At 71.7% G+C, this 24,249-nt stretch carries 20 protein-coding genes and 1 riboswitch; of the genes, 12 read left to right on the plus strand and 8 right to left on the minus strand.

Going from position 1 to position 24,249, the window contains the following annotated elements:
• Positions 1 to 28 precede the first annotated feature (28 nt).
• The 3 genes from I7X39_RS09210 (at position 29) to I7X39_RS09220 (ending at position 1,807) form a co-directional block, all read left to right on the plus strand.
• A complete protein-coding gene (locus I7X39_RS09210) occupies positions 29 to 1,000 on the plus strand; it encodes a U32 family peptidase (protein WP_198110859.1) in 972 nt (323 codons plus the stop codon).
• Positions 997 to 1,425 (plus strand): ubiquinone anaerobic biosynthesis accessory factor UbiT, encoded by a 429-nt coding sequence (gene ubiT, locus I7X39_RS09215; RefSeq protein WP_198110860.1) that lies wholly within the window; start codon positions 997 to 999, stop codon positions 1,423 to 1,425. The genes I7X39_RS09210 and ubiT overlap by 4 nt, the downstream gene beginning before the upstream one ends.
• A gap of 76 nt (positions 1,426 to 1,501) precedes the next feature.
• On the plus strand, positions 1,502 to 1,807 hold the full coding sequence (locus tag I7X39_RS09220; RefSeq protein ID WP_198110861.1) for a DUF2249 domain-containing protein: 306 nt from the start codon (positions 1,502 to 1,504) through the stop codon (positions 1,805 to 1,807).
• Between the two features lie 29 nt (positions 1,808 to 1,836).
• Here the strand turns inward: I7X39_RS09220 and I7X39_RS09225 are convergent, their stop codons facing one another.
• The 4 genes from I7X39_RS09225 to I7X39_RS09240 form a co-directional block, all read right to left on the minus strand.
• Positions 1,837 to 3,204 carry an efflux transporter outer membrane subunit gene (locus tag I7X39_RS09225; protein WP_198110862.1) on the minus strand — a complete coding sequence of 456 codons (1,368 nt, stop codon included), beginning with the start codon at positions 3,202 to 3,204 and terminating at the stop codon, positions 1,837 to 1,839.
• A gap of 4 nt (positions 3,205 to 3,208) precedes the next feature.
• Complete coding sequence (locus I7X39_RS09230) at positions 3,209 to 6,415, minus strand: efflux RND transporter permease subunit (RefSeq protein WP_198110863.1); 3,207 nt, start codon at positions 6,413 to 6,415, stop codon at positions 3,209 to 3,211.
• Between the two features lie 6 nt (positions 6,416 to 6,421).
• Positions 6,422 to 7,654 (minus strand): efflux RND transporter periplasmic adaptor subunit, encoded by a 1,233-nt coding sequence (locus I7X39_RS09235; RefSeq protein WP_198110864.1) that lies wholly within the window; start codon positions 7,652 to 7,654, stop codon positions 6,422 to 6,424.
• A gap of 89 nt (positions 7,655 to 7,743) precedes the next feature.
• A complete protein-coding gene (locus I7X39_RS09240; protein ID WP_198110865.1) occupies positions 7,744 to 8,496 on the minus strand; it encodes an alpha/beta hydrolase fold domain-containing protein in 753 nt (250 codons plus the stop codon).
• A gap of 110 nt (positions 8,497 to 8,606) precedes the next feature.
• On the opposite strand from I7X39_RS09240, the gene I7X39_RS09245 reads away from it, so the two are divergent.
• Positions 8,607 to 9,521: a LysR family transcriptional regulator gene (locus tag I7X39_RS09245; RefSeq protein WP_198110866.1), complete on the plus strand. Its 915-nt coding sequence runs from the start codon at positions 8,607 to 8,609 to the stop codon at positions 9,519 to 9,521.
• 256 nt (positions 9,522 to 9,777) lie between these two features.
• Here the strand turns inward: I7X39_RS09245 and I7X39_RS09250 are convergent, their stop codons facing one another.
• The gene (locus tag I7X39_RS09250; RefSeq protein ID WP_198110867.1) at positions 9,778 to 9,984 is read right to left on the minus strand and encodes a hypothetical protein; all 207 of its coding nucleotides are present in this window, start codon (positions 9,982 to 9,984) and stop codon (positions 9,778 to 9,780) included.
• A gap of 149 nt (positions 9,985 to 10,133) precedes the next feature.
• On the opposite strand from I7X39_RS09250, the gene I7X39_RS09255 reads away from it, so the two are divergent.
• The 5 genes from I7X39_RS09255 (at position 10,134) to I7X39_RS09275 (ending at position 15,872) form a co-directional block, all read left to right on the plus strand.
• On the plus strand, positions 10,134 to 11,135 hold the full coding sequence (locus tag I7X39_RS09255) for a Gfo/Idh/MocA family protein (protein WP_198110868.1): 1,002 nt from the start codon (positions 10,134 to 10,136) through the stop codon (positions 11,133 to 11,135).
• Between the two features lie 52 nt (positions 11,136 to 11,187).
• On the plus strand, positions 11,188 to 11,493 hold the full coding sequence (locus tag I7X39_RS09260; protein WP_198110869.1) for a metal-sulfur cluster assembly factor: 306 nt from the start codon (positions 11,188 to 11,190) through the stop codon (positions 11,491 to 11,493).
• Positions 11,478 to 12,593 (plus strand): DUF8744 domain-containing protein, encoded by a 1,116-nt coding sequence (locus I7X39_RS09265; RefSeq protein WP_198110870.1) that lies wholly within the window; start codon positions 11,478 to 11,480, stop codon positions 12,591 to 12,593. Before I7X39_RS09260 ends, I7X39_RS09265 begins: the two co-directional genes overlap by 16 nt.
• Complete coding sequence (gene ipdC, locus I7X39_RS09270) at positions 12,593 to 14,239, plus strand: indolepyruvate/phenylpyruvate decarboxylase (RefSeq protein WP_198110871.1); 1,647 nt, start codon at positions 12,593 to 12,595, stop codon at positions 14,237 to 14,239. Before I7X39_RS09265 ends, ipdC begins: the two co-directional genes overlap by 1 nt.
• Before the next feature lie 76 nt (positions 14,240 to 14,315).
• On the plus strand, positions 14,316 to 15,872 hold the full coding sequence (locus tag I7X39_RS09275) for a methyl-accepting chemotaxis protein (RefSeq protein ID WP_198110872.1): 1,557 nt from the start codon (positions 14,316 to 14,318) through the stop codon (positions 15,870 to 15,872).
• Here the strand turns inward: I7X39_RS09275 and I7X39_RS09280 are convergent.
• The 3 genes from I7X39_RS09280 to I7X39_RS09290 are packed head-to-tail and all read right to left on the minus strand — an operon-like array spanning position 15,862 to position 17,884.
• Positions 15,862 to 16,323, minus strand: a complete 462-nt coding sequence (locus I7X39_RS09280; protein ID WP_198110873.1) for a hypothetical protein — start codon at positions 16,321 to 16,323, stop codon at positions 15,862 to 15,864. The genes I7X39_RS09275 and I7X39_RS09280 overlap by 11 nt on opposite strands.
• A 20-nt stretch (positions 16,324 to 16,343) precedes the next feature.
• A complete protein-coding gene (locus tag I7X39_RS09285) occupies positions 16,344 to 17,090 on the minus strand; it encodes a hypothetical protein (protein ID WP_198110874.1) in 747 nt (248 codons plus the stop codon).
• 14 nt (positions 17,091 to 17,104) lie between these two features.
• On the minus strand, positions 17,105 to 17,884 hold the full coding sequence (locus I7X39_RS09290) for a hypothetical protein (RefSeq protein ID WP_198110875.1): 780 nt from the start codon (positions 17,882 to 17,884) through the stop codon (positions 17,105 to 17,107).
• A gap of 233 nt (positions 17,885 to 18,117) precedes the next feature.
• Here I7X39_RS09290 and I7X39_RS09295 point away from each other — a divergent pair, with 233 nt between their 5' ends.
• From I7X39_RS09295 to I7X39_RS09305, 3 genes are all read left to right on the plus strand, one after another.
• Positions 18,118 to 20,988 (plus strand): adenosylcobalamin-dependent ribonucleoside-diphosphate reductase, encoded by a 2,871-nt coding sequence (locus I7X39_RS09295; RefSeq protein WP_198110876.1) that lies wholly within the window; start codon positions 18,118 to 18,120, stop codon positions 20,986 to 20,988.
• A gap of 389 nt (positions 20,989 to 21,377) precedes the next feature.
• Positions 21,378 to 21,474, plus strand: a riboswitch (cyclic di-GMP riboswitch).
• Between the two features lie 310 nt (positions 21,475 to 21,784).
• Complete coding sequence (locus I7X39_RS09300; protein ID WP_198110877.1) at positions 21,785 to 23,380, plus strand: putative bifunctional diguanylate cyclase/phosphodiesterase; 1,596 nt, start codon at positions 21,785 to 21,787, stop codon at positions 23,378 to 23,380.
• On the plus strand, positions 23,377 to 24,222 hold the full coding sequence (locus tag I7X39_RS09305; protein ID WP_198110878.1) for a hypothetical protein: 846 nt from the start codon (positions 23,377 to 23,379) through the stop codon (positions 24,220 to 24,222). Before I7X39_RS09300 ends, I7X39_RS09305 begins: the two co-directional genes overlap by 4 nt.
• Positions 24,223 to 24,249 lie beyond the last annotated feature (27 nt).

Below are 24,249 nucleotides of genomic sequence, written 5' to 3' on the forward strand. Positions count from 1 at the left end.
CCTCGGCTGGTCGCCCGCCCTCCCTGTCATGAGCCCTGCTACCCCGTTCAAACTCACCATCGGCCCCCTGCTGTACTGGTGGCCCCGCGCCACCCTGATGGACTTCTACGCCCAGATGGCCGATGGTCCGGCGCAGACCGTGGTGCTGGGTGAGCTGGTCTGCTCGCGGCGCAATGAATTCAAGCTGGACGACTGGCTGGACCTGGGGCGTGACCTGCGCCAAGCGGGCAAGGAGGTGGTGATCGCCACCCAGGCCCTGGTGATGAGCGAGGCCGAGCTGCGCACGCTGCGCCGCACCTGCGAGCAGGAGGAATTCGCCGTCGAGGCCGGTGACGCCGCCGCGCTGCGCGTGCTGGCGCGTGCCGCCGCGCAGGACCCCGGTCGCCCGGCCTTCTGGCTCGGCCCTCACCTGAACATCTACAGCCGCGCCGCGCTGGAAGAGCATGCGGCCCTGGGCGCCACGCAATGGGTGGCGCCGGTGGAGCTGGCGCTGGACGCGCTGGCCCTGATCAACCCGCCGCCCGAGCCGGTGCTGGGCATCGACGGCCCGATCCGCACCGAGGTGTTCGCCTTCGGCCGTTTGCCGCTGGCCTTCTCGGCGCGCTGCTTCACCGCCCGCCACCACCGCCTGCGCAAGGATGACTGCGAGTTCCGCTGCCGCGACGACGCCGATGGCCTGCTGCTCAAGACCACCGAGGGCCAGCCCTTCCTGGCGTTGAACGGCATCCAGACCCAGAGTGCGGCGCTGCAATGCCTGATTGGGCATGGCCCGCTTTGCGCCAAGGCGGGGGTGGGCTCGCTGCGCCTGTCGCCCTGCGGCCAGGGCTTCGCCCGCGTGGTGGAGCTGTTCGACGCCGTCTTCCACCAGGGCCTGGCGCCCGCCGCCGCCCTGGCCGAACTGCGTGAGCTGCCGCTGCCGGGCGGGCTGGTGGACGGCTTTGCGCGCCGCCAGCCGGGCCTGGAGCCGGTGCCGTTCCTGAACCGCGAGGCCCTGGTATGAGCGCCCCGACCGCCCACTGGCAGCTGCCGCCCCTGCCCGAAGCCTGGCGCGCCCGGGTGCGCGCCCTGCCGCCGCAGCCGCCGTCCTGGCTGGCCGCGCTGGCCCTGCAACGCCTGCTGCTGCCGCGCCTGGACGCCGAGCAGCGCCGCGCCCTGGGCGGCGCCGTGGTGGAGCTGGAGCTGCAGGAGCTGGGCCTGCGCGTGCGCCTGCGCCTGCAGGGCGAGCGCTTCGTGGCCGCCGGCGGTCAGGAACCCGCACGCCTGCGCCTGAGCGCGCGCACGGATGCGCTGTGGCGCCTGCTGCGCGGCCAGGACGACGCCGACCGCCTGTTCTTCGAGCGCGCGCTGCAGATGGAGGGCGACACCGAGTACGGCCTGGTGCTGAAGAACACCCTGGATGCGCTGGGGCCGCTGCTGCCGATGTAAGCGCATTTGACAAAGAGCAAGGCGCGCGCGTCAGCGCGGCGTCAGACTGCCAGCCCCTGCCAGCGGGAGCTCCGCCATGCCTGTCACCCTCCTCGATCTGCGCGAAGCGCCCCTGGCCGAGCGCCACCGTCCGGTCTTCAGCGCCTTTGACGGCCTGCGCGTGGGCGCCACGCTGGAGCTGCTGGACCGACGCGAGCTGGGCTCCTTGCAGGAGCTGATCGAGGCCACGCGCCCGAGCTGCTACCACTGGCAGGAGCGCCCGGCCGCCGCGGGCGAAAGCTGCGTGCGCATCACCAAGACCCCCATGCGCGGCGGCGGTGCCGGCTGCGCCGACTGCCCCTGCCAATGCGGCGGCGCGCTGCTGGACCGGGCGGCCTGCTGACTGCCGCCCAGACCCTGGTCTGACGCCGCCTAGCCCCAGCTGCCTCCCAGCGCGCGCACCAGGCCCAGCGTGGCCTGGACCTGCGCGGCCTCGACCTGCAGCGCGGCGCGCCGCTGGCGCAGCGCGCTGCGCTGGGCATCCAGGCGCTCCAGCGGCGCCACGATGCCGCCGCGTTCGCGCGCCGCGCTCAAGGCCGCGGCCCGTTCGGCCGCGCTGACGGCTTCGGCCAGCGCCAGCTGCTGCTGGCGCAGCCCGCTCAAGGTGGCGAGCTGGTCTTCGACGTCCTTGAAGGCCACCAGCACGGCCTGGCGGTGGGTGGCCAGCGCGGCCTCGGCCTGGGCGCGCGCGCCGTCCACACCGGCCTGGCGGGCGCCGCCATCGAACAGCGGCAGCGCGAACAGGGCACCCAGGCTCCAGCTGCGTGCCGCGCCCTTGAGCAGATCGCTCAGATCGGCGGAGGCCAGGCCGCCCTGGGCCGTCAGCGCCAGCTGCGGGAGCCAGGCGCGCTGTGCCACGCCCAGCCGGGCCTGCGCGGCCAGCAGCTGGGTTTGCGCTGCGGCCACATCGGGCCGGCGCGCCAGCAGGGTGCTGGGCAGGCCGGGCGGAATGGCCGGCAGCTGCGCGACGGCCGCGCTGCCTTCCAGCTTCAGGCTGGAGGCCGGCTGGCCGCTCAGCAGCGCGAGCAGGTTCTCCAGCAGCGCACGGCGTTGCGCCAGCTGCGCCGCCTCGGCATCGGTGCCGGCGGCTTCGCTGCGCAGGCGCGCCAGTTCCAGCTCGGCCGCCTCGCCCGCCAGCACGCGGCGCTCGGTCAGGCGCAAGGCGTCGCGGTAGCTGGCCGCGGTGTCGCGCACCAGCTGGTGTTCGCGCTCGGTGGCGCGCAGCTGGAAGTAGGCCTGGGCGATGTCGGCCTGCAGCAGCAGGCGCGTCGATTGCAGCAGTTGCGCCTGCGCCAGGGCATCGAGCCGGGCGGCGTCCGCTGCGCCGCGCAGGCGGCCACTGAGGTCGATCTCGTAGCCGAGCTGGGCCCCCAGGGCAAAGCCGCTGGCCGCCTGGCCCGCCGTGCCGGCGCGCTGGGCCGCCGCGTTCAATCCCAGGCTGGGCAGCTGCGCGGCGCGGGCCGAACCCAGCAGCGCCTGGGCCTGCGCCAGCCGTGCGGCGGCCTGGGCCAGCGTGGGGCTCTGGGCCTCGGCCTGCTGGATCAGCGCGTCAAGCTGGGCGTCAGCAAAGACCTGCCACCAGGCGCCGCGCGCCTGCGCGGCGGCAGCGGGGGCCGCGGTCGTCCAGCCCTCGGCCTTCCAGGCCGTCGGCGTCGCCACCGGGGTGTCGTTCAGGGGCGCGGTGCTGGCGCAGCCGGCCAGCACCAGGGCCGCCAGCAGGGCGGTCAATCTTGCGTTCATCGCATCACTCCTTGTCGGCCAGCGCGAGGGTCGGGACCGTGCCGGTGGCACCGGCGATCTGCCCGCCGTGGTGGCGCAGCGGCCGGTTGCCGGCCAGCTGGCGCAGCAGCACATAGAACACCGGGGTCAGGGCCAGGCCGAAGGCGGTCACGCCGATCATTCCGGCGAACACCGCCACGCCCATGGCACCGCGCATCTCGGCACCGGCGCCGGTGCTCAGCACCAGGGGCAGCACGCCCATGACGAAGGCGGCCGAGGTCATCAGGATCGGACGCAGGCGCAGCTTGCTGGCCTCGATGGCGGCCTGCAGCGGTGTGCGGCCCTGGAACTCCAGTTCGCGGGCGAACTCGACGATCAGGATCGCGTTCTTGGCCGAGAGCCCCACCAGCACGAACAGCCCGATCTGCGTGAAGACGTTGTTGTCGCCACCGCTGAGCCACACGCCCGTCATCGCGCTCAGCAGGCCCATGGGCACGATCAGCAAGATGGCGACCGGCAGCGTCAGGCTTTCGTACTGCGCGGCCAGCACCAGGAAGACCAGCAGGATGGCGAGCGGGAACACCCAGGCGGCGCTGTTGCCGGCCAGGATCTCCTGGTAGGTCAGCTCGGTCCACTCGAAGCCGATGCCGGGCGGCAGGGTCTCGGCGGCGATGCGCGTCACCGCGTCCTGGGCCTGGCCCGAGCTGAAGCCGGGCGCGGCGCCGCCATTGATGTCGGCACTCGGGAAGCCGTTGTAGCGCATCGCCCGCTCGGGCCCGAAGCTCGGCCTGACCTGCATCAGCGCGGCCAGCGGGATCATCTCGCCGGCCTGTGAGCGCACCTGCAGCTGGCCGATGTTCTCGGGCTTGGCACGGAACTCGGCATCCGCCTGCACGCGCACGCTGTAGGTGCGGCCGAAGCGGTTGAAGTCGTTCACGTACTGGCTGCCCAGGTAGATCTGCAGGGTGTCGAACACATCGGTCACCGGCACGCCGAGCTGGCGCGCCTTGACGCGATCGAGGTCGGCATACAGCTGCGGCACATTGACCTGGAAGCTGCTGAACAAGCCGCCGAGCTCGGGCGCGACCTGGGCCTTGGCCAGGAAGTCCTTGGTGGCCTTGTCCAGCGCGGCCGTGCCCAGGCCGGCCTTGTCCTCGATCTGCAGCTTGAAGCCGCCGGTGGTGCCCAGGCCCTGCACGGGCGGCGGCGGGAACATGGCGATGAAGGCATCGGGGATGGCGCCGAACTGCTGGTTCAGCGCACCCGCGACCGCAAAGCCGCTCTGCTGCTTGCCCTTGCGCTGCGCGAAGGGCTTGAGGCTGACGAAGACGATGCCGGAGTTGCTGCTGTTCGTGAAGCCGTTGATGGACAGACCCGGAAAGGCGATGGCGTTCTCGACATCGGGGTGTTTGAGCGCGATCTCGCCCATGCGGCGGATCACGTCCTCGGTGCGGTCCAGGGTGGCGCCATCGGGCAGCTGGGCGAAGCCGATCAGGTACTGCTTGTCCTGCATGGGCACGAAGCCGCCGGGCACGGCCTTGAACAGGCCCAGGGTCAGCAGCAGGCCCAGGCCATACAGCGCCAGCATCAGGCTCTTGCGGCCGATCATCTTGCCCACACCCTGGCCGTAGCCACGGCTGCCGCGCTCGAACACGCGGTTGAAGAGCGCGAAGCCGCGGCCGAAGACCTTGTCCATGCCGCGGGTGAGCGCATCCTTCGGCGCGCCATGCGGCTTGAGCAGCAGGGCCGAGAGTGCCGGGCTGAGCGTCAGCGAATTGAGCGCCGAGATCACCGTGCTGATCGCGATGGTGAGCGCGAACTGCTTGTAGAACTGACCGGTCAGGCCGCTGATGAAGGCCAGCGGCACGAACACGGCGATCAGCACCAGGGCGATGGCGATGATGGGGCCGCTGACCTCGCGCATCGCCTGGTAGGTGGCCTCGCGCGGCGTCAGCCCATTGGCGATGTTGCGCTCGACGTTCTCGACCACCACGATGGCGTCGTCGACCACGATGCCGATCGCCAGCACCAGGCCGAACAGGCTCAGCGCATTGATGCTGAAGCCGAAACCCTGCATCACCGCGAAGGTGCCGACGATGGACACCGGCACGGCCAGCAGCGGAATGATGGACGCGCGCCAGGTCTGCAGGAACACGATGACGACGATGACGACCAGCAGCACCGCTTCGAGCAGGGTCGTGACGACCGACTTGATCGAGGCGCGCACGAACTGCGTCGGGTCGTAGACGATCTCGTAGGCCACGCCCTCGGGCATGGTCTTGGCGATCTCGGCCATGGTGGCGCGCACGCCGTCGCTGATGGCCAGCGCGTTGCCGCCCGGCGCCTGGAAGATCGGCACCGCCACGGCGGGCTTGTTGTTCAGCAGCGAACGCAGCGCGTAGTCGGCCGCGCCCAGCTCCAGGCGGGCCACATCCTTCAGGCGCGTGACCTGGCCGTCGGCCCCGCTCTTGATGACGATGTCACCGAACTCTTCTTCCGTCTGCAGCCGGCCCTGGGCGTTGACGCTGAGCTGCAGATCCACGCCGGGCAGGCCGGGCGAGGCGCCGACCACACCGGCGGCGGCCTGCACGTTCTGCTCGCGCACGGCGCGCACCACATCCGAAGCGCTCAGGCCATGCTGGGCGACCTTCTGCGGGTCCAGCCAGACGCGCATCGAGTAGTCGCCCGAGCCGAACAGCTGCACCTGGCCGACGCCGGGAATGCGCGCCAGCCGGTCCTTGACCTGCAGCACCGCGTAATTGCGCAGATAGGTCATGTCGTAGCGCTCGTTCGGCGAGGTCAGGTGCACGACCATGGTCAGGTCGGGGCTGGACTTCACCGTCGTCACGCCCAGGCGCCGCACCTCCTCGGGCAGGCGCGCCTCGGCTTGGGCCACGCGGTTCTGCACCAGCTGCTGCGCCTTGTCGGGGTCGGTGCCAAGCTTGAAGGTGACGGTCAGGGTCATCAGGCCATCGGTGGTGGCCTGGCTGCCCATGTAGAGCATGTCCTCAACGCCGTTGAGGGCCTCTTCGAGCGGGGTCGCCACGGTCTCGGCAATCACCTTCGGGTTGGCGCCCGGGTAGGTGGCGCGTACCACCACCGAGGGCGGCACGACTTCGGGGTACTCGCTGATCGGCAGGGCCTGCATGGCGATCAGGCCGGCCAGGAAGATCAGCAGCGAGAGCACGCCGGCAAAGATCGGCCGGTCGATGAAGAATTTCGAGAAGTTCATGGTGGTTCAACCCTTGGTGGGGGCGGCCTGGGCCTCGGTCTTGCCGATCAGCTCGGGCTTGGCATCCATGGCGATGACGGTGGGGGCCACCGGGCTGCCCGGGCGCACGCGCTGCAGGCCACTGAGCACGATGCGTTCGCCGGCTTTGAGGCCGCTGATCACCTCGCGCAGGCCGTTCGCGGGCCCACCCAGCTGCACCTCGCGCCACTGCACCTTGTCGTCGGCGCCGACGACCCAGACGAAGCGTTTGTCCTGGTCCGTCAGCACCGCGCGCTCGTTGACCAGCAGGGCCGTGCGCTGTTGCGCCTGGCCGAGTTCCAGGCGGGCGAACTGGCCCGGGGTCAGGCGGCCGTCGGCGTTGTCGAACACGGCGCGCAGGCGCAGCGTGCCGCTCTTGGCGTCGACTTGGTTGTCCACCAGCTGCAGGCGGCCGGTGAGCGCCTCACCCGCGGCGCTGCGCATCTGCACCGGCACCTGCTCCGGGCGCTGCGCGCCGGCCAGGGCCTGCTGGACGGTGCGCTCGTCGGCGTCGAAGCTGGCGTAGATGGGGCTGACGCTGACCAGGCGGGCCAGCACCGGCGCGCCCGGGCCGGCGGCCACCTGGTTGCCCACCGTGACCTCCAGCTTGCCGATGCGCCCGGCCACCGGCGCGCGCAGCTGGGTGTAGTCCAGGTTCAGCTGCGCGGCGGCCAGCGCGGCCTGGGCGGCGGCCACCTGGGCCTGGGCATCGGCGCGGGCCAGCAGGCGGTCGTCCAGCTCGCGCTGGGCAATCGCGCGCTCGGTCCACAGGGTCTGGGCGCGCGCGGTCTCGCGCTCGGCATGGGCGGCGCGGGCGCGGCTGGCTTCCAGCTGGGCGCGCTGGCGCGCCACCTCCACCGCATAGGGCGCGGGGTCCAGCGAGACCAGCAGATCGCCTGCCTTCACCAGCGCGCCCTCGCGGAAGTGCACCTTGTGCACGGTGCCGGCCACGCGCGGCCGCAGCTCGACGCGCTCGACCGCCTCCAGCCGGCCGCTGAAGCCCTGCCAGGCCTGGAGGGTCTGTGCGCCCACCGTGGCCACCGCCACCGGCATGGCCTGCGGCGCAGCCTGGGCCATGGCCTGGGGCGCGGTGCCCGGATAGGCGGCCAGGAAGCCGCCCAGCAGCGTGGTGCCGAGCGCCAGCGACAGCGCCAGCGCAATGCGGCGCCGGCGCTGCGGGGCCGGCAGGGGGTTCAAGGGGAAGTTCAGCGGGGCGTTCATGGCGGGCTCCTGGAAACAGGCAAAGAGAGGCCCCTCGCCGCCGGGGGCATCGGCGCGATCTGCAAGAGGCGGGAACGGGGGGAACTAGTTCAGGCGGACGAAAGGAAGTCGCGCACGGCCTGGCTCACGGGAGTCCAGGCATCGACGCCGTCATCGGGGTCTTCTTGTTCATCGGGCGGGAAGCCGGCCCGTGCCAGCCAGCTGCCGCCCACGGGAATCAGCGCTTGCGCCACGCCGGCCGCCCGCAGGCGCTCGGCATAGCGTTGCGCGTCGTCGCGCAGCGGGTCGCGCGCGCCGCCGGTGATCAGAAGCGCCGGCGCCAGGCCCTGCAAGCGGCTGGTGCTCAGCGGCGTGGCGTAGGGGTGGGCGGCGTCGCAGGAGGGGCCCAGGTAGCCGCGCCAGCCGGCGGCCAGCGGGCATTGGCAATCGCCCAGATGCGCGTCGCGCGCGGCGGCGCTGGCCAGCATCGGGTCCAGCGTGGGCGAGACCAGGATCTGGGCGCCGAGCGGCAGGCCTTCGTCGCGGGCGCGCAGGGCCAGGGCCGCGGCCAGGGTGCCGCCGGACTCCACCCCGGCCACGCCCAGGCGCGCACCGCGTGGCCGCGCGGCGGCCAGTTGCTGCAGCTGGGCCCAGGCGGCGTCCAGCGCGGCCGGGAAGGGGTGAGCCGGCGCCAGCGGGTAGCGGCCCGGCTGCACCCGCGCGCCGGCCTCGGCCAGCGCCCGCGCCAGCGGCAGCGGGTCGCGGTCTTCGATGAAGCTGCTCGGCCCCAGGCTCAGCAGCAGCCAGGGCTTGCCGGCCAGCGGCAGGGCGGGCTTGAGCAGGGGGAACGGGGGCAGGTTCATGATGGGCTGAACGATAGATGGCGGGGTTGAATCAATAAAGACCGTATTCATGGCAGCTTTGTTCCAAAGCGGCCAACAATCCTGCCATCTAACCCCAGCTGACCCCCGCCATGGACCGCGTTCTTGCCATGCAGGCCTTCATCCGCGTCGTCGACACCGGCAGCTTCACCGCGGCCGCCGAGGCGCTGGGCATGCCGAAGGCGACGCTGACCCGCGGTGTGCAGGAACTGGAAGCCCATTTGCGCACCCAGCTGCTGAACCGCACGACGCGGCGCGTGGGCGTGACGCCGGACGGCGCGCTCTACTACGAGCGCGCCAGCCGCCTGCTGGCCGAGCTGGACGAGCTGGAAGGCAGCCTGAACCGCCAGGGCCGCACGCCGCACGGCAAGCTGCGCGTGGATCTGCCCGGCAGCATCGGCCGCAGCATGATCATTCCGGCCCTGCCGGATTTCTACGCCCGCTACCCCGACATCCAGCTGGAGCTGGGCGTCAGCGACCGGCCGGTGGACCTGCTGGCCGAGCGCGTGGACTGCGTGCTGCGCGGCGGCGAGATCAGCGACCCGACCCTGGTGGCGCGGCGCATCGGCGCGTTCGAGCTGCTCGTCTGCGCCACGCCGCGCTACCTGGAACGCCACGGCACGCCCACCCACCCGGCGCAGCTCAACGAGGCGCGCTTTCCGGTGGTGCAGTACTTCTCGGCCCGCACCGGCCAGGTCATCCCCGACACCCTGCGTCGCGGTGAGGAGGTGGTGGAGGTGCGAGGCCAGGCGCGTCTGGCCGTCAACGACGGCGACGCCTACATGGCCGCCGCGCTGGCCGACCTGGGGGTGATGGTGGGCGCCAGCGTGATGGTGGAACCGCTGCTGGCCAGCGGTCAGCTGGTGCGCCTGTTCCCCGACTGGGAGCTGGAGCGCATCCCGCTCTACATCGCCTTCCCGCCCAATCGCCACCTCAGCACGCGGCTGCGCGTGTTCGTGGACTGGGTGGTGGAGCTGATGGGACAGGTGGAGCGCATGCAGCGCTGAGGGGCAGGGGGTGGGCATGGCGGGCTTTGGCGGGCTCTTGCGGAGGACTTGGCCGCCAGTCTCAAGCTTGCCCCGAGGGCAAGCGCAAGCCCTAAGCGGGCTTGCACAGACCCCGCCCGAAGCGCTCGGCCAGCAGCAGCGCGTAACCGGCCAAGAGGTCGGCCGCCGTGAAGCGCCCGGCGCACAGGTCATCACAGGCGGCCAGCCGGGCTTCCAGCGGGCGGGGGCGGCAGGGCCCGCCGTTTAGCCTGCGCGGTCAGAAGGGCAGAAAGGGCCGGCCGAACGGACTCCACAGCAAGCCCAGCAGCAGGGCCAGCAGCAGCACCAGAGGCAGGCGCCACCCGGGGCTGGCGGGCGTGCGCCGGGGCGGCTGCGTGCTCCGGCCGGCGCCGGGTTCGCGCGCGCGGCGGCGGCGCAGGTCCGGGTCTTCTTGCCAGGGGTCGGAGGAGTGAGGGGTGGCCATGGAGGGTCCGCATGCGGGCCGAACGCCGCATGGGCCAGTCTGGTGCGGCGGTGCGCCCGGCGGTGTCGGACAAGGGCCCGTTCGCCGGTAGGAGGGCGCCTCTCGCTGCGGCACCCGGCGGTGATGGCGCGCTCGGCGAGACTGCCGCGATGAACACCGCACTCCGACTCGGCATCCTGGGCGCCGCCCGCATTGCCCACGAATTCGCCCGCGGCGTGGCCGCCTCGCCCGCCATCGAACTGGCCGCCATCGCCGCGCGCGACCCGGCGCGTGCGCGGGCCTTTGCCGCCGCCCATGGCGTGGCCAAGGTGGCGCCGGACTACGAAGCTCTGCTGGCAGACCCCGGCATCGAGGCCGTCTACATCCCGCTCAGCAACGACCTGCACCAGCCCTGGACCCTGCGCGCGCTGGCGGCGGGCAAGCATGTGCTGTGCGAAAAGCCGCTGACCCTGGGCGCCGCCCAGGTGCGCGAGCTGCAGGCGGCGGCGCGGCAGGCGGGCCGGGTACTGATGGAGGCCTTCCCCTACCGCTTCCAGCCGCAGACCCTGGAGCTGCTGCGCCGGGTGCGCGCCGGCGCGCTGGGGCCGCTGCGCCATGTCGCGGGCGAGTTCGGCGTGCCGCTCGATCTGCCCGGCAACTACCGCTACGACCGGGCCTGCGGGGGCGGCGCGCTTTGGGATCTGGGCGTCTACCCGCTGAGCCTGATGCGCGCCCTGGCCGGCCGCCAGCCGCTGCGCGTGCAGGCCCTGGCCCATGAACAGGGCGGCGTGGACCATGGCCTGGCCGCCAGCCTGCTCTGGGCCGACGGCCTGACCGCGACCCTGGCCTGTCGCTTCGATAGTTCGCCACACCGCCAGGTGCGCATCCATGGCGCGCGCGCCGGCCTGAGCTGCGGCTTTTACAACCATGTGAGCGCGGACAAGGCCTGGATCGAGGTGATCGACCAGGGCGACTACCTGGGCCGGCGCGAGAACGTGCCGCCCGGCGATGGCTTCCGGCTCGAAGCCGAGGCCTTTGCCGCGCGCGTGCGCGGCCTGCCGGCCGACCCGCTCTGGCCCACCGACGCCGAGACGCACGACACCATCGCCCTGGTGGAGGCCCTGCTGCGCAGCGTGCGCGAGGGCCGCGCAGTGGAGGTGGCGGCCTGCTGAGGGCTTGATCTCCTGCAAGGCGGGCCAGGCCCCGGCGGCCTAGGCTTGCCGCATGGACACCGAACGCGCGCTCGCCGCCCTGCGCACCGTCATCGACCCCGAGGTCGGCATCAACATCGTCGACCTCGGCCTGGTCTACGGCCTGGACTGGCGGCCCGAGGGCCTGCGCGTGCGCCTGAGCATGACCAGTGCCGCCTGCCCGATGGGCGAGTGGATCGCCGAGCAGGCGCTGGACGCGCTGGACGCCGCCTTTCCCGGCTTGCCGCCAGCCGAGGTGGACCTGGTGTGGGAGCCGCCCTGGGGCCCGGAGCGCATGAGCCCCGAGGCGCGGTCGCAGCTGCAATGGCCCACGAACTGAAGCTGCCCTTGCCCGCCACCCCGCGCCCCCCCGCGCGCGCGGCCCGTGCGGGTGTGGCCTGGCAGCGCCTGCCGCTGCTGGCGCTGGGCCTGATCGCCCTGGTGCTGGGCCTGAGCGGCGGCCTGGCCCGCCTGGGCCTGGGCGCGCCGGTGCCGGCCGCGGCCGGTGCGCATGGGCCGCTGATGCTGCTGGGCTTCTTTGGCGTGCTGATCGCCCTGGAGCGCGCGGTGGCCCTGGGCGCGCTGTGGGGCTATGCCGTGCCGCTGCTGGCGGGGGCCGGCAGCGCCGCGCTGCTGCTCGGCGGTCCGGCGCCGGCGCTGTTCGCGGCCTCGGCCGTCGGCATGCTGGTGCTCACCACCTGGTTGTGGGCGCGCCAGCCCGAGCCCCATGCCGCGCTGCTGGTGGCCGGCGCCGCCAGCCAGCTGCTCGGCAGCCTGGGCTGGGCGCTGGGCTTTGTCTTCGGCGCCACGCTGCCGGCCTGGCTGGGCTTTCTGGTGCTGACGATTGCCGCCGAGCGCCTGGAGCTTTCACGCCTGCGCCCGCGCGGGCCGGCCGCGCAGGCGGCTTTCTGGTGGCTGGCCAGCGCCTGCGCGCTGGGCTGCGCCGCGGCGCTGTTTGAGGCGCCCTGGGCACTGCCCCTGCTGGGCGCCAGCCTGCTCGGCTTGGCCGTCTGGCTGCTGCGCCATGACATCGCCCGCCACACCGTGCGCACGGCAGGCCTGACGCGTTACGTCGCCATCTGCCTGCTCTCGGGCTACGCCTGGCTGGCGCTGGCCGGCGCGCTGATCGCCCGCCATGGCCTGCCGGCCGGCACCTGGGTGTACGACGCCGCGCTGCACGCCCTGCTGCTGGGCTTCGTGTTCGCCATGGTGTTCGGCCATGCGCCCTTGATCGGCCCGGCGCTGCTGCGCATCCGCCTGCCCTTTCACCCCTCGCAATACCTTCCACTCGTGCTGCTGCACGCCAGCCTGGCCCTGCGCCTGGCCGGTGATGCGGCCGCAGAGCAGGCGCTGCGCCAGGCCGGGGCCTGGGGCAGCGTGGCGGCGATTGCGCTTTTCATCGCCCTGCTGATCTGGCGCGCGACGCGCCGCCCTTCCTGATGGACACGATCACTTCCCAGCTGCTGCAAGCCCTGAAGGCGCGCGGCGCCACCGAAATCTTCGGCATCCCGGGCGACTTCGCCCTGCCGCTGTTCCGCGAGATCGAACGCGACGGCCGGCTGCCGCTGCGCACGCTTTCGCACGAGCCTGGCGTGGGCTTCGCGGCCGATGGCGCGGCGCGTGCCCGTGGTGGCTTGGGCGTGGCCGCCGTCACCTACGGCGCGGGGGCCTTCAATCTCGTCAACACCGTGGCCGGCGCCTTTGCCGAGCGCGTGCCCCTGGTGGTGCTTTCGGGCGCGCCGGCCGCGCACGAGGCCGGCAGCGGCTTGCTGCTGCACCACCAGGTCAAGAGCCTGGATTCGCAGTGGCGCCTGTTCGAGGAAGTGACCGCGGCGCGGGCGCGCCTGGACGACCCCGAGCGCGCGCCGGCCGAGATCGCCCGCGTGCTCGACGTGGCGCTGCAGCAGTCGCGCCCGGTGTACCTGGAGATCCCGCGCGACTGCCCGGCCCTGCCCTGCGGCCCGGTGCCGGCCTTCCAGCCCAAGGCCTGGGACGCCGAGCGCGCCGCCGCCTGCGCCGACGAACTGCTGGCCCGCCTGCGCGCCGCCAAGGACCCGCTGCTGGTGGTGGGCGTGGAAGTGCGCCGCTTTGGCCTGGAAGCCCGCGTGGCCGAGCTGGCGCGCCGCCTGGCGCTGCCGGTCGTCACCACCTTCATGGGCCGTGGCCTGCTGGTGGGCCAGGGCGTGCCGCTGGCGGGAACGTATCTCGGCCTGGCGGGCGATCCGGACCTGAGTGCCCGCGTCGAGGGTTCGGACGCGCTGCTGCTGCTCGGTGCCATCGTCAGCGACACCAACTTCGCCGTTTCGGCCAAGCGCATCGACTTCCGCCACGCCATCCACGCCTACGACGACGCCGTGCACATGGGCCATGCCGTCTACCCCGGCCTGCCGCTGGCGGCGCTGGTGGAGGCGCTGCTGGCGCGCCTGGACCCGCAGGCACAAAAACCCGTGGCCCCGCCGCCCGCCCCGCCGCGCTACCCGCGCGACCTGGCCTGGGACGAGCAACCCGTGCAGCCGCAGGACGTGGCCGCGGCGCTGAACGACCTGATGGCCGAGCAAGGCCCCATGCCCCTGGCCAGCGATGTGGGCGACTGCCTGTTCACCGCCATGGAGGTCGGGCCCGCCAGCCTGATCGCGCCGGGCTACTACGCCACCATGGGCTATGGCGTGCCGGCCGGCCTGGGCCTGCAGGCGGCCACCGGCGAGCGCCCCATCATCCTGGTGGGCGACGGCGCCTTCCAGATGACCGGCTGGGAGCTCGGCAACGCGCGCCGCCTGGGGCTGGATCCGATCGTCATCGTCTTCAACAACGGCGGCTGGGAGATGCTGCGCACCTTCATGCCCGAGGGCGGCTTCCACGACCTCGGCCAATGGGACTTCGCCCACATGGCCGCCGGCATGGGCGGCGAGGGCCAGGTGGTGCGCACGCGCAGCGAGCTGGCCGCCGCCCTGGCGCATGCGGTGGCGCGGCGCGGCAGCTTCCAGCTGCTGGACGTGCGCCTGGCGCCGGGGCAGCTGTCGCCCACGCTGGCGCGCTTCGTGAAGGCGGTGAAAAGGCTGTCGATGCCTGTGGCGGCATCGGCGTAAACCCACGCCCCAGCGGCCCAAACTTTCGTTACCTTTTTCGGGTGGCCACTGCAGGCCCGACCCATGGAGGTAGCGAATGAGTTTTTGGAAACGCTGGGGCATTGCCAAGCGCTTGTTTGCCCTGAGTGGCGTGTTGGCGCTGGCCCTGCTGGCCGCCGCCTACTTTGTGACCCAGGCCGTGCAGGAAGTGAACGGCCTGGCCGGCCGCACGGGTGAGAGCCGCGTGCCGCAGCTGCAGCGGGTTGCGGCCCTGGAGCTGGCGGTGACGCGGGTGTCCCTGCAGCTGCGCCATGCCATGCTGGCGCGCACGGACCACGAGCGTGACACCGCGCTGGCCGATGTGGCCGAGAAGCGCAAGGCCATCGACGAGCTGGTGGAGGCCTACCGCACCGCCCTGTTCACCGAGGCCGGGCGCCAGCAATTCGCCGCCACGCCGCCGCTGCTGGCGGCGTTCTGGCAGCAGGGCGAGGGCACGCTGGCGCTGATCCGCGCCGGGCAGCGCGAGGCGGCGTTCGCGCACCTGGTGGAACACACCATCCCGGCCCGCAATGCGCTGCTGCGCGAGCTTGCCGCTGCGGTCGAGTTCCAGACCCGCATGCTCACCCAGGAGCTGGTGCGCATCCGCGTCGATGCGATCGCGATCTTCTGGACCGTGGTGGGCCTGGTGGCCCTGGCCGTGCTGGGCCTGGGCCTGTGCGTGTGGCAGGTGACAGCCGCACTGCGCCGCCGCATGCAGCTGGCCCGCCGCGTGACCGAGGCGGTGCGCGCGGGCGACCTGACGCAGACGGTGCGCGACCCCGAGCGCGACGAGTTCTCGCCCCTGCTGGCTGCGCTGGCCGACATGCAGGCCACGCTGGGCGGCACCGTCTCCACGGTGCGCGGCAATGCCGAATCCGTGGCCACCGCGAGCGCCCAGATCGCCCAGGGCAATGCGGACCTCAGCCAGCGCACCGAGGAACAGGCCAGCGCGCTGCAGCAAACTGCGGCCACCCTGGATGAGCTGGGCGCCACCGTGCGCCACAACGCCGAGAACGCGCGTGAGGCCAACCAGCTCGCGCACACCGCCTCCGCGGTGGCGCAGCAGGGCGGCGCGGTGGTGGGCCGGGTGGTGGACACCATGCAAGGCATCCAGGCCAGCAGCCGCAAGATCGCCGACATCATTGGCGTCATCGACGGCATCGCCTTCCAGACCAACATCCTGGCGCTGAACGCCGCGGTGGAAGCGGCGCGCGCCGGCGAGCAGGGCCGCGGCTTCGCGGTGGTGGCGGGCGAGGTGCGCAGCCTGGCGCAGCGCAGTGCCGAAGCGGCGCGCGAGATCAAGGCCCTGATCGGCGCCAGCGTGGAACGCGTGGAGCAGGGCAGCAGCCTGGTGGACCAGGCCGGCCAGACGATGAGCGAGATCGTGCAGTCCATCCAGCGCGTCAGCGCCATCGTGGCCGAGATCAGCACCGCCAGCGCGGAGCAGGCCAGCGGCATCGGCCAGGTCAGCCTGGCGGTGAACCAGATGGATCAGGTGACGCAGCAGAACGCCGCGCTGGTGGAGGAATCCGCCGCGGCGGCCGAGAGCCTGCGCAACCAGGCCGGCCAGCTGGTGCAGGCGGTGGCGGTGTTCCGCTTGTCTGCTACTTCGTGAACACGGGCGGCTGGGCGTAGAGCCGCTCCAGGTACTGCGCCTCGGTCAGAGCCGGGAAGAGCTCGACCAGGCGCACCCGCTCGGCCAGCACATGCAGGGCCAGGCCGCGGCTGCTGTGCAGCACGATGCGCGCGTTCTTGGCCATGCGGCTGGCCAGCATGTGGCTGTTCTCGGGCCGGCCCAGGGCCTGGCGCCAGGGCTCCATGGCCACCTGCAGGCCATTGGCGCGCGTGGGCGCCAGGGCCAGCAGCAGCAGGCGTTCGGCGTGCAGGTAGGCGGAGCCGCCCTGGGCGCCGTAGTCCAGGCGCTCCAAGCCCTGCAGCGAGCCATACGCCACGTTCGCATGCTGGGCCTCGGGCGGCCCCAGCACGGCCAGCAGCTCGGCCTGGCTGCTCTGCCCGGGCTTGAGGCCGCGCCACAGGTTGTCGGTCAGCACCATTCGGTTCTCCATGCTCGCGCGCGGTGCGCCCCTCAGGGCCCGCCCTCCAGCAGCTTCTTGGCAAAGGCGGCGCGCTCGGGGGACTTCTTCTTCAGCTCGTCGGGCGCGTACAGGTACATCATCACCGTCTCGGAGAGGTCCTCGGCGGCATTGGTCTGGGCGTAGTCGGTCGGGGCCTTGCTCGGGTCGGCCAGGTTGCTCAGGGTCGGGTCCCAGCCGGTGGCCTTGGCCCATTCCTGCATCAGCGGGTTGTCGGCCATGTTGTCGTAGGCGGTGCAGGTGCGCGGGTCGAAGCCGTTCGTCAGGCCATGTGTCAGCTCGTGCGCCAGCGTGCCCTTGAACTGCGTGGCCTTGTCCTTGAAATCGAGCGGGTTGCTGGCCACGTCGGTCAGGATCAAAGTGCCCTGGTCCTCGAACCATTCGCCGTAGGTGCTGGATTCGGCCTGGCAGCCGCTGTCGTCGCGGCTGATGGCCTTGGCCGTGCGGCCGATGTGCTTGATGGGGTGGTTGGCACAGGCCATCAGCCCGCCCATCTTGTCGAGCACCTCGTTGATCTGCCCCTTCTCCTCGTCGGTGAAGGCCTTGCTGAGGATCTCGTCCTTCACGGCCTGGGGGCAGCCCTTGTAGGCGTCCGAGCCGGTCAGGGCCTTGGCGCCGTCGTCGATCAGCTGCGGCAGCTTGGCAGCCTTGGCGCAGGTCTGGGCTGCCTTGCCCAGGGCCTCCTTGGCGCCGGGCGTCTGGCTGGGTTTGGCGGGGCGGGGGCTTCCGGAGATCGGCATGGGGCGCCTCGTGGTCAGGCTGCAGCGAGCAGGTCGCGCGTCTGCTGCAGGAATGCCAGGTAGCGGCGGTGCAGGCGGCGCAGCGCCGGCTCGGCGGCCTCGCCCACCGGGCCCTGCAGGGTTTGGGAGAGCCAGCCGAACTGCGGGTCCTGCAGCCAGCCCCGGCCAAAGCTCAGCATCAGCGCCGCCAGCAGGGGCCCGGCGGCGTGCCAGGCCGGGCCCCGCTGCTGCGCCCACTCGGCCGCCTGGGCCTGCGCGGCGCGCACCAGGGCCTCCAGCGCGGCCGGGCCCACCACCTTGGCCTTGGCCGGCCAGGCCGCCGCCAGCGCGCCCACCCATTCACCGGGCGGGCGCTGGGCCAGCGCCTGCAGGCGCTCGAACTCCCATTGCAGGCCGGCCTGGGCGGCCGCGGCCTCCAGCGCGTGGGTGGGGCCGGAGACGGCGTCGATGTAGGCCAGCAGGATCTCGTGCAGGCGGTCGGCACGCGCCAGTGCGCCCTCTTCGCGGTCGGCCAGCGTGGGCCCCAGCAGGGCCTGGTACTGCGGGTCGTTCTCAAAGGCGCTACCCAGCAGCAGCATCAGCTCCAGATAGAAGCGCACGGCGCCGCGGCAATCCAGGCCATGGGCGGCGGCGCGCTGCTGCGCCCGCTCCACCACGGCGGCCAGGGCGGGCGCACCCATCAGCTGGGTCAGCGCTGGGGCGAATTCGCGCGCATGGGCCTGCAGCTCCTGGCTGTATTGGGCCGCCAGGCCTTGCTCAAGACGCTGCAGTTGATCGGCTTGGAGGCGGAACACATCGAGCTCCCGAAGCGGGCGGAAGGGGGTGCGGCGATCATGCCAGCAGCACCCCCGCCGGCGCAGGGGGGATCACCGCCCCCCTTGCCTGGGCGGCCGGCTTGCGGGAATCTGCGGGGTGCCGGGTGCAGCCCGCTTGACGCGCTTCAAGGTTTCCGCAAATGCCCGCCGGGGCGGCTTGCGGACACTAGATGTGGTGGCTAGGCTGCCCGCCTCACACTATCTATAGCGTCATGAGCCAAAACATCTTGAGTGAACTGCAGACCCAGCCGATCAGCCGCGAGGTGCTGCTGGAGAAGTACGCCAAGGGCGACGAGCAGAGCATCGAAGCCGTGCAGACGCGCGTGGCCGCCGCCCTGGCGCAGGCCGAAGCGCCCGAGGCACGTTCGCGCTGGGCCGCGGCCTTCGAGCAGGCGCTGCGCGAGGGCTTCGTGCCGGCCGGGCGCATCCAGTCCGCCGCCGGCGCCGGCCTGGCCGCCACGCTGGTGAACTGCTTCGTGCAGCCGATCGGCGACAGCATCAGCACGCCCGAGGAGGGCTTCCCCGGCATCTACCAGGCCCTGGCCGAAGCCGCCGAGACCATGCGCCGCGGCGGCGGCGTGGGTTATGACTTCTCGCGCATCCGCCCGGCCGGCGCCTGGGTGGGTTCGACGCAAAGCTCGGCCAGCGGCCCGGTCAGCTACCTCAAGGTGTTCGACCGCAGCTGCGAGACGGTGGAAAGCGCCGGCGCACGCCGCGGCGCGCAGATGGGCGTGCTGCGCTGCGACCACCCCGACATCGAGGCCTTCATCCACGCCAAGGACGGCGGCGAACTGCGCAACTTCAACCTCTCGGTCGGCGTCACCGACGCCTTCATGCAGGCGGTGGTGGACGACGCCGAGGTGGAGCTCACGCACAAGGCCGAGCCCGGCAAGACCCTGAAGGAAGCCGGCGCCTACCGCCGCGAAGACGGCCAGTGGGTCTACCGCCGCCTGCGCGCCCGCCTGCTGTGGGATCAGATCATGCAGTCCACCTACGACCACGCCGAGCCCGGCGTGCTGTTCCTGGACAGCATCAACAAGGACAACAACCTCGGCTACTGCGAGACCATCACGGCGACGAACCCCTGCGCCGAAGAGCCCCTGCCCCCCTACGGCTGCTGCTGCCTGGGCTCGATCGACCTGACCCGCTTCGTCGTCGACCCCTTCAGCCCCAACGCCGCCTTCGACGAGAACCGCTTCAGCGCCGTGGTGGACGTGGCCGTGCGCATGCTCGACAACGTGCTCGACCTGACGCTCTGGCCGCTGCCGCAGCAGCGCGAGGAAGCCATGGCCAAGCGCCGCATCGGCCTGGGCTTCACCGGCCTGGGCGACGCCCTGGTGATGCTGGGCCTGCGCTATGACAGCCCGGCCGCCCGCACCCAGGCCGCGCGCATCGCCGAGGTCATGCGCGATGCCAGCTACCGCGCCTCCGCCAATCTGGCCGCCGAGCGTGGCGCCTTCCCGCTCTTCAATGCCGACCTGATGCTGGCCGGCGAGCGCTTTGCCAACCGCCTGCCCAAGGCCTTGAAGAAGCGCATCCGTGAAGTGGGCCTGCGCAACTCGCACCTGCTCGCCATCGCCCCCACCGGCACCATCAGCCTGGCCTTCTGCGACAACGCCAGCAACGGCATCGAGCCCGCCTTCAGCTGGACCTACCAGCGCAAGAAGCGCCAGGCCGATGGCTCGCACAAGGAATACGCGGTGGAGGACCACGCCTACCGCCTGTTCCGCCACCTGCACGGCGCCGACACGCCGCTGCCGCCGGCCTTCGTCAGCGCGCTGGAAATCAGCGCCGCCGACCACGCCGCCATGGTCGGCGCCGTGGCGCCCTACATCGACACGGCCATCAGCAAGACGGTGAACGTGCCGGCCGACTACCCCTTTGCCGACTTCCAGGATCTGTACCTGCAAGCCTGGAAGCTGGGCCTGAAGGGCCTGGCCACCTACCGGCCCAATGCGGTGCTGGGTTCGGTGCTGTCGACGACGCCCACGCCGCCGCCCGCGCCGCTGCAAGTCAGCGACCCGAATCAGCGCCTGGTGCTCAAGGCCAGCAGCCAGCCCGTGCTGGCCTCGCTGCGCTGGCCGGGCCGGCCCGATCTGCCCGCCGGCAACCCGGGCTGGACCTTCATGGTGCGGCACCCGCATGGCTCCTTCGCCCTCTTCATCGGCGAGTGGCCCGATGAGGCCGGCCGCAACCGCGTGTTCGAGGTCTGGGTCAACGGCGCCGAGCAGCCACGGGGCTTGGGCGCGCTGGCCAAGACCCTGAGCATGGACCTGCGCGCCGACGACGCCGGCTGGCTGCAGCTCAAGCTCGAGCAGCTCGCCACCGTGGCCGAGGAGCATGCCTTCGACATGCCCTTCCCCCCACATGGCCAGCCGCGCCGCTTCCCTGGCGTGGTGGCGGCGCTGGGCGCGCTGCTGCGCTGGCGCTGCGAGCAGCTCGGCTCGCTGCAGGAAGGCAAGCCCACCCCGGTGCTCGATGCCCTGTTCAGCCGCAGCGAACCGCAGACCGGCGCCGACGGCACCCTGGCCTGGGCGGTGGACGTGGTCAACCCCGCCACGCACGAGGACTTCACGCTCACGCTCAAGGAAGTCACCCTGCCCGGCCCGGACGGCCAGCTGCACACCCGGCCCTGCGCCATGGCCCTTTCGGGCCGCTACCCACGCGCACTCGACGGCCTGGCGCGCACGCTGAGCCTGGACATGCGCGTCGTCGACCCGGCCTGGATCGGCATGAAGCTGAGGAAGCTCCTGAACTACGCCGAGCCCCTGGGTGACTTCATGGCCTTCGAGCCTTCTTTGAAGGGCGAGCGCCGCCAGAAGACCTGGCCCAGTACCGTGGCCTACCTGGCCCGCCTGGTCATTCACCGCTACGCCATGCTGGGCGTGCTGGACGAGCAGGGCTATCCGCTGCGCGACATGGGCGTGCTGCAAGCCCCGGCCCCGCAGGGCGTGGTGAGCCCGGCCGGCAGCCTGCAGGTCCAACCCGGCCGGCCCTGCCCGGAATGCGGCAATGCCACCTTGATCCACAAGGACGGCTGCGACTTCTGCACCGCCTGCGGCTACGTGGGGCAGTGTGGCTGAACAGGGACCGAGCGCTGTCCTGAGGACAGCGCGACGCCCTGTGAAGCGCGAGCGCCTACGAGCGCGAGCGTGGGTGAGATGGGACCGAGGACCGTCCTGAGGACGGTCCGACGCCCATCGAACGACACCGGCCGTCTCGAGGCCGGTGGCTGGGGGCGCACCGAGGATGGCAGTCCTCGGTCCTGAGGACTTTCCGACCTCGGTTGAACGACAGGCCGCGTCCCGCGCGGCCTGGCTGGGCGGCTGCCAGAGCCTGGCCGGAGCCCCCCGTGCGCAAGGCACGGTCTGCATCGCTCTCGCCCCCGTCAATAGTTCACGAAACGCCGCCCTGCACCGCCGTCCGGCCGCTTGCCACCCTGCAGCCGTCCGTGCACCAATCGACGCCACCGATTGCAGAAGGGCAAACCCGTGCGAAAGCCGGGGTCGCAAAGCCTCCGGTCTACCGCCGGCCCACCCGGGCCGCGCCACGATAGCGGGGTTGCCAGTGCAAGGACCATCCGGCGCGGCGCGCCCGTGGGTCTGCACGGCCAGCGGGCCATCGGCCTGAGCGACCCCTGGGCTGACCTGCGGACGCTTGCCCCTGCACAGGATGCAGGGAGCTCCGTCTTGGTCTCGACCGCACACCCGTCCCGTCTGGCAAAGCCCATGGTGAGCGTAGGGTTGCTGCGCCACGCCGGGCCCAAGACCGCAATCATTCAGCCCTTGTCTCCCGCCGGCTCGGCGGACAAAAAGGCTTCCGGCCGGCGCGCGTTGCCGGTGAGAGAAGCCGCAGGGAGGGTGTGCATGGACCGGTCACATGGCTGAGGCGCCAGATTCCGAGAACCTGGACCTGTCGGCGCGGCGCCTGAGTGCCCGCCGTACCGACTCCTTGTTGGCCCTTGGGGAAGCCTTGCTGCATCCTGCGGATCCGCAGGCTGCCTCGCCGCAGCAAACCTTGGCGGCGATGGCCGAGTTGATGCATGCCGCCACGCATGATCAGCTGACTGGCCTGCCCACACGTGGCGTGCTGCTGAACCGCCTGACCGCTGCCTTGGCACAGCCACGTGACGGTCGGGGCCAGGTGGCGGTGCTCTTCATCGATGTCGACAACTTCAAGCTCGTCAACGACTCGCTGGGACACGAAGCCGGTGACCAGCTGCTGTGCGAAATGTGCCGGCGCATCAGCCGTTGCGTCGAAGCCGGCAGCACGGGTTGCGGCACCGTCAGCCGCTTTGGGGGCGACGAGCTGGTGGTGTTGCTCCCTGACACCGAAGTGGCCGCCGTCACCCAGCTCAGTCACTGCGTACTGGCGGCCATGGCCGAGCCCATGCGACTGGACGGGCGGGAAGTCGTCAGCACGGTCAGCATCGGAGTGGCCCTGTGCCGTCCCGGGTCGCAGCCGGCCGAGCAATTGCTGCGTGACGCCGACACCGCGCTCTACGCCGCCAAGAGCCGCGGACGCAACCGCATGGAGCGCTTCAATGAGGAGCTGCACGCGCGCGTGCTGCGGCGGCTGCGCATCGAATCGGACCTGCGCATCGCACTGCGTGAGGCGCAGCTGCATGTGCACTATCAACCCCAGGTCAGCCTGGTGACCGGGCGCGTGGTGGGCGTGGAGGCCTTAGCCCGTTGGCAGCATCCCGAGCTGGGTGCCATGTCCCCGGCCGAGTTCATACCCATTGCCGAAGAATGCCGCCTGGTCGACGAGTTGGGCTGGCAGGTGCTGCGCAGCGCCTGCCATCAGCTCGCGGCCTGGCGCGTCTTGGAGCCAACGCTGTCGATGACGGTCAACCTCTCGCCGCGTCAGCTGGACAACCCGGCTTTCGTGACTGAGCTGCAGCATCTGCTGGCGCAAACTGGCACCGAGCCCACGGCGCTCTGTCTGGAGTTGACCGAGAGCGCGCTCATGCGCCGCAACAGCGACGTCGTGGAGATCCTCACCCAGGTGCGCCAGCTTGGGGTGTATGTGGCAATGGACGACTTCGGCACCGAGCATTCCTCGCTCAGTCGCTTGCGTGAGCTTCCGGTCGAAGTGCTCAAGATCGACCGCGCTTTCATCGATGGTCTGCCGGACGAGACGGGGGATCTGGCCATCGTCTCCTCCATCTTGAGTCTGGCCTATGCCATGGGCAAGCATGTGATCGCCGAGGGTGTCGAGACGGTCGAGCAAGCGCTTGCCTTGTGTGACATGGGCTGCCCGGTGGCGCAGGGCTATCTGTTTGCACGTCCGTTGGCTGCGGGCGAGATCCCGGCCCTGCTTGGCCAGCCCCTTTGGCAAGCTCCCAGCGGCTGGAAGGCCCGCCTGCAACCCGCCGCTGGCAGCCGCACGCGGCGTGCCCACCGCGCCTTCATCGATGAATTCCTGTTTCACATCGGCGCCCCGATGGGCGGCCGGACCGGAGCCGCACGATGATGGTGCTCGTCGTCGGCATTGGCAATCTGCTCGTTGGCCTGGCCTACAGCGTCCTGGGCCTGCTGAGTGCCTGGGAGGCCTACAGCCAGTACCGCACGCGCGGCCTGTCACGCTTCGGGCTGGGTTTCTCGCTGATGGCGGCGAGCTGCGGGCCGCATCACCTGGTGCATGGTTGGTGCGTGCTCACGGGCGGCGGCGTCTCGCCGGCCTTGTTCGGGATCACTCTGCTGGGTCTGCCGGCGGGCCTGGTGTTCTGCGCGCTGCGCCTGGAGGCGATGCGGGGCGGCCTGGGCGACCGCATCCTCGTGGTCAACCCGGTGCATATGGCCGCCGTGGCAGCGGCCTGCCTCGGGGGAGTGGGCCTGCTGGCGGGCTGGTCCCTGCACAGCCCCGCGCCGGTGCTGCCAGAGGCGGAGATTTGCACCCCGCAGGGCCTGGTGCGCCTGGCCGATGGCGCCGCCAGCCCTGCGCTCGCCCCGTTGACCCTGTTCGCCAACCTGTTCGTGACGGTGGCCTATGGTTTGGTGGGCTGGTATTTGCTGGCAACCCAAGTTCGCCGCTACGTGCTGGAGCGCACCTGGTCGCTGTCCGGTCTGTCGCTGGGGCTGGTGTTTCCCACCTGCGCCGCGATGCATCTGATCGTCGCCCTGGCCAAGAACCACGACGCCGCGGCGCTGCCCTTTGATCTGCTCGGGGTGCCGGCCTCGATCTACTTCCTGTGGGTGGTTCGCCGCTTGCACAACGATTCCGTGATCGACTGGAACCGCCGTCCGCTGGTGGGCATCGCCACCGCGCCGGTCCGCGAGGCGCCTTGGAGCGAGCGCTCGACGGTGCCGCGTTGACCGCGACAGAGAGCCGGGGCGCCCCCC

The organism is Inhella proteolytica (genome assembly GCF_016093275.1).
In the GTDB taxonomy this organism is placed as follows: Bacteria; Pseudomonadota; Gammaproteobacteria; order Burkholderiales; family Burkholderiaceae_C; genus Inhella; species Inhella proteolytica.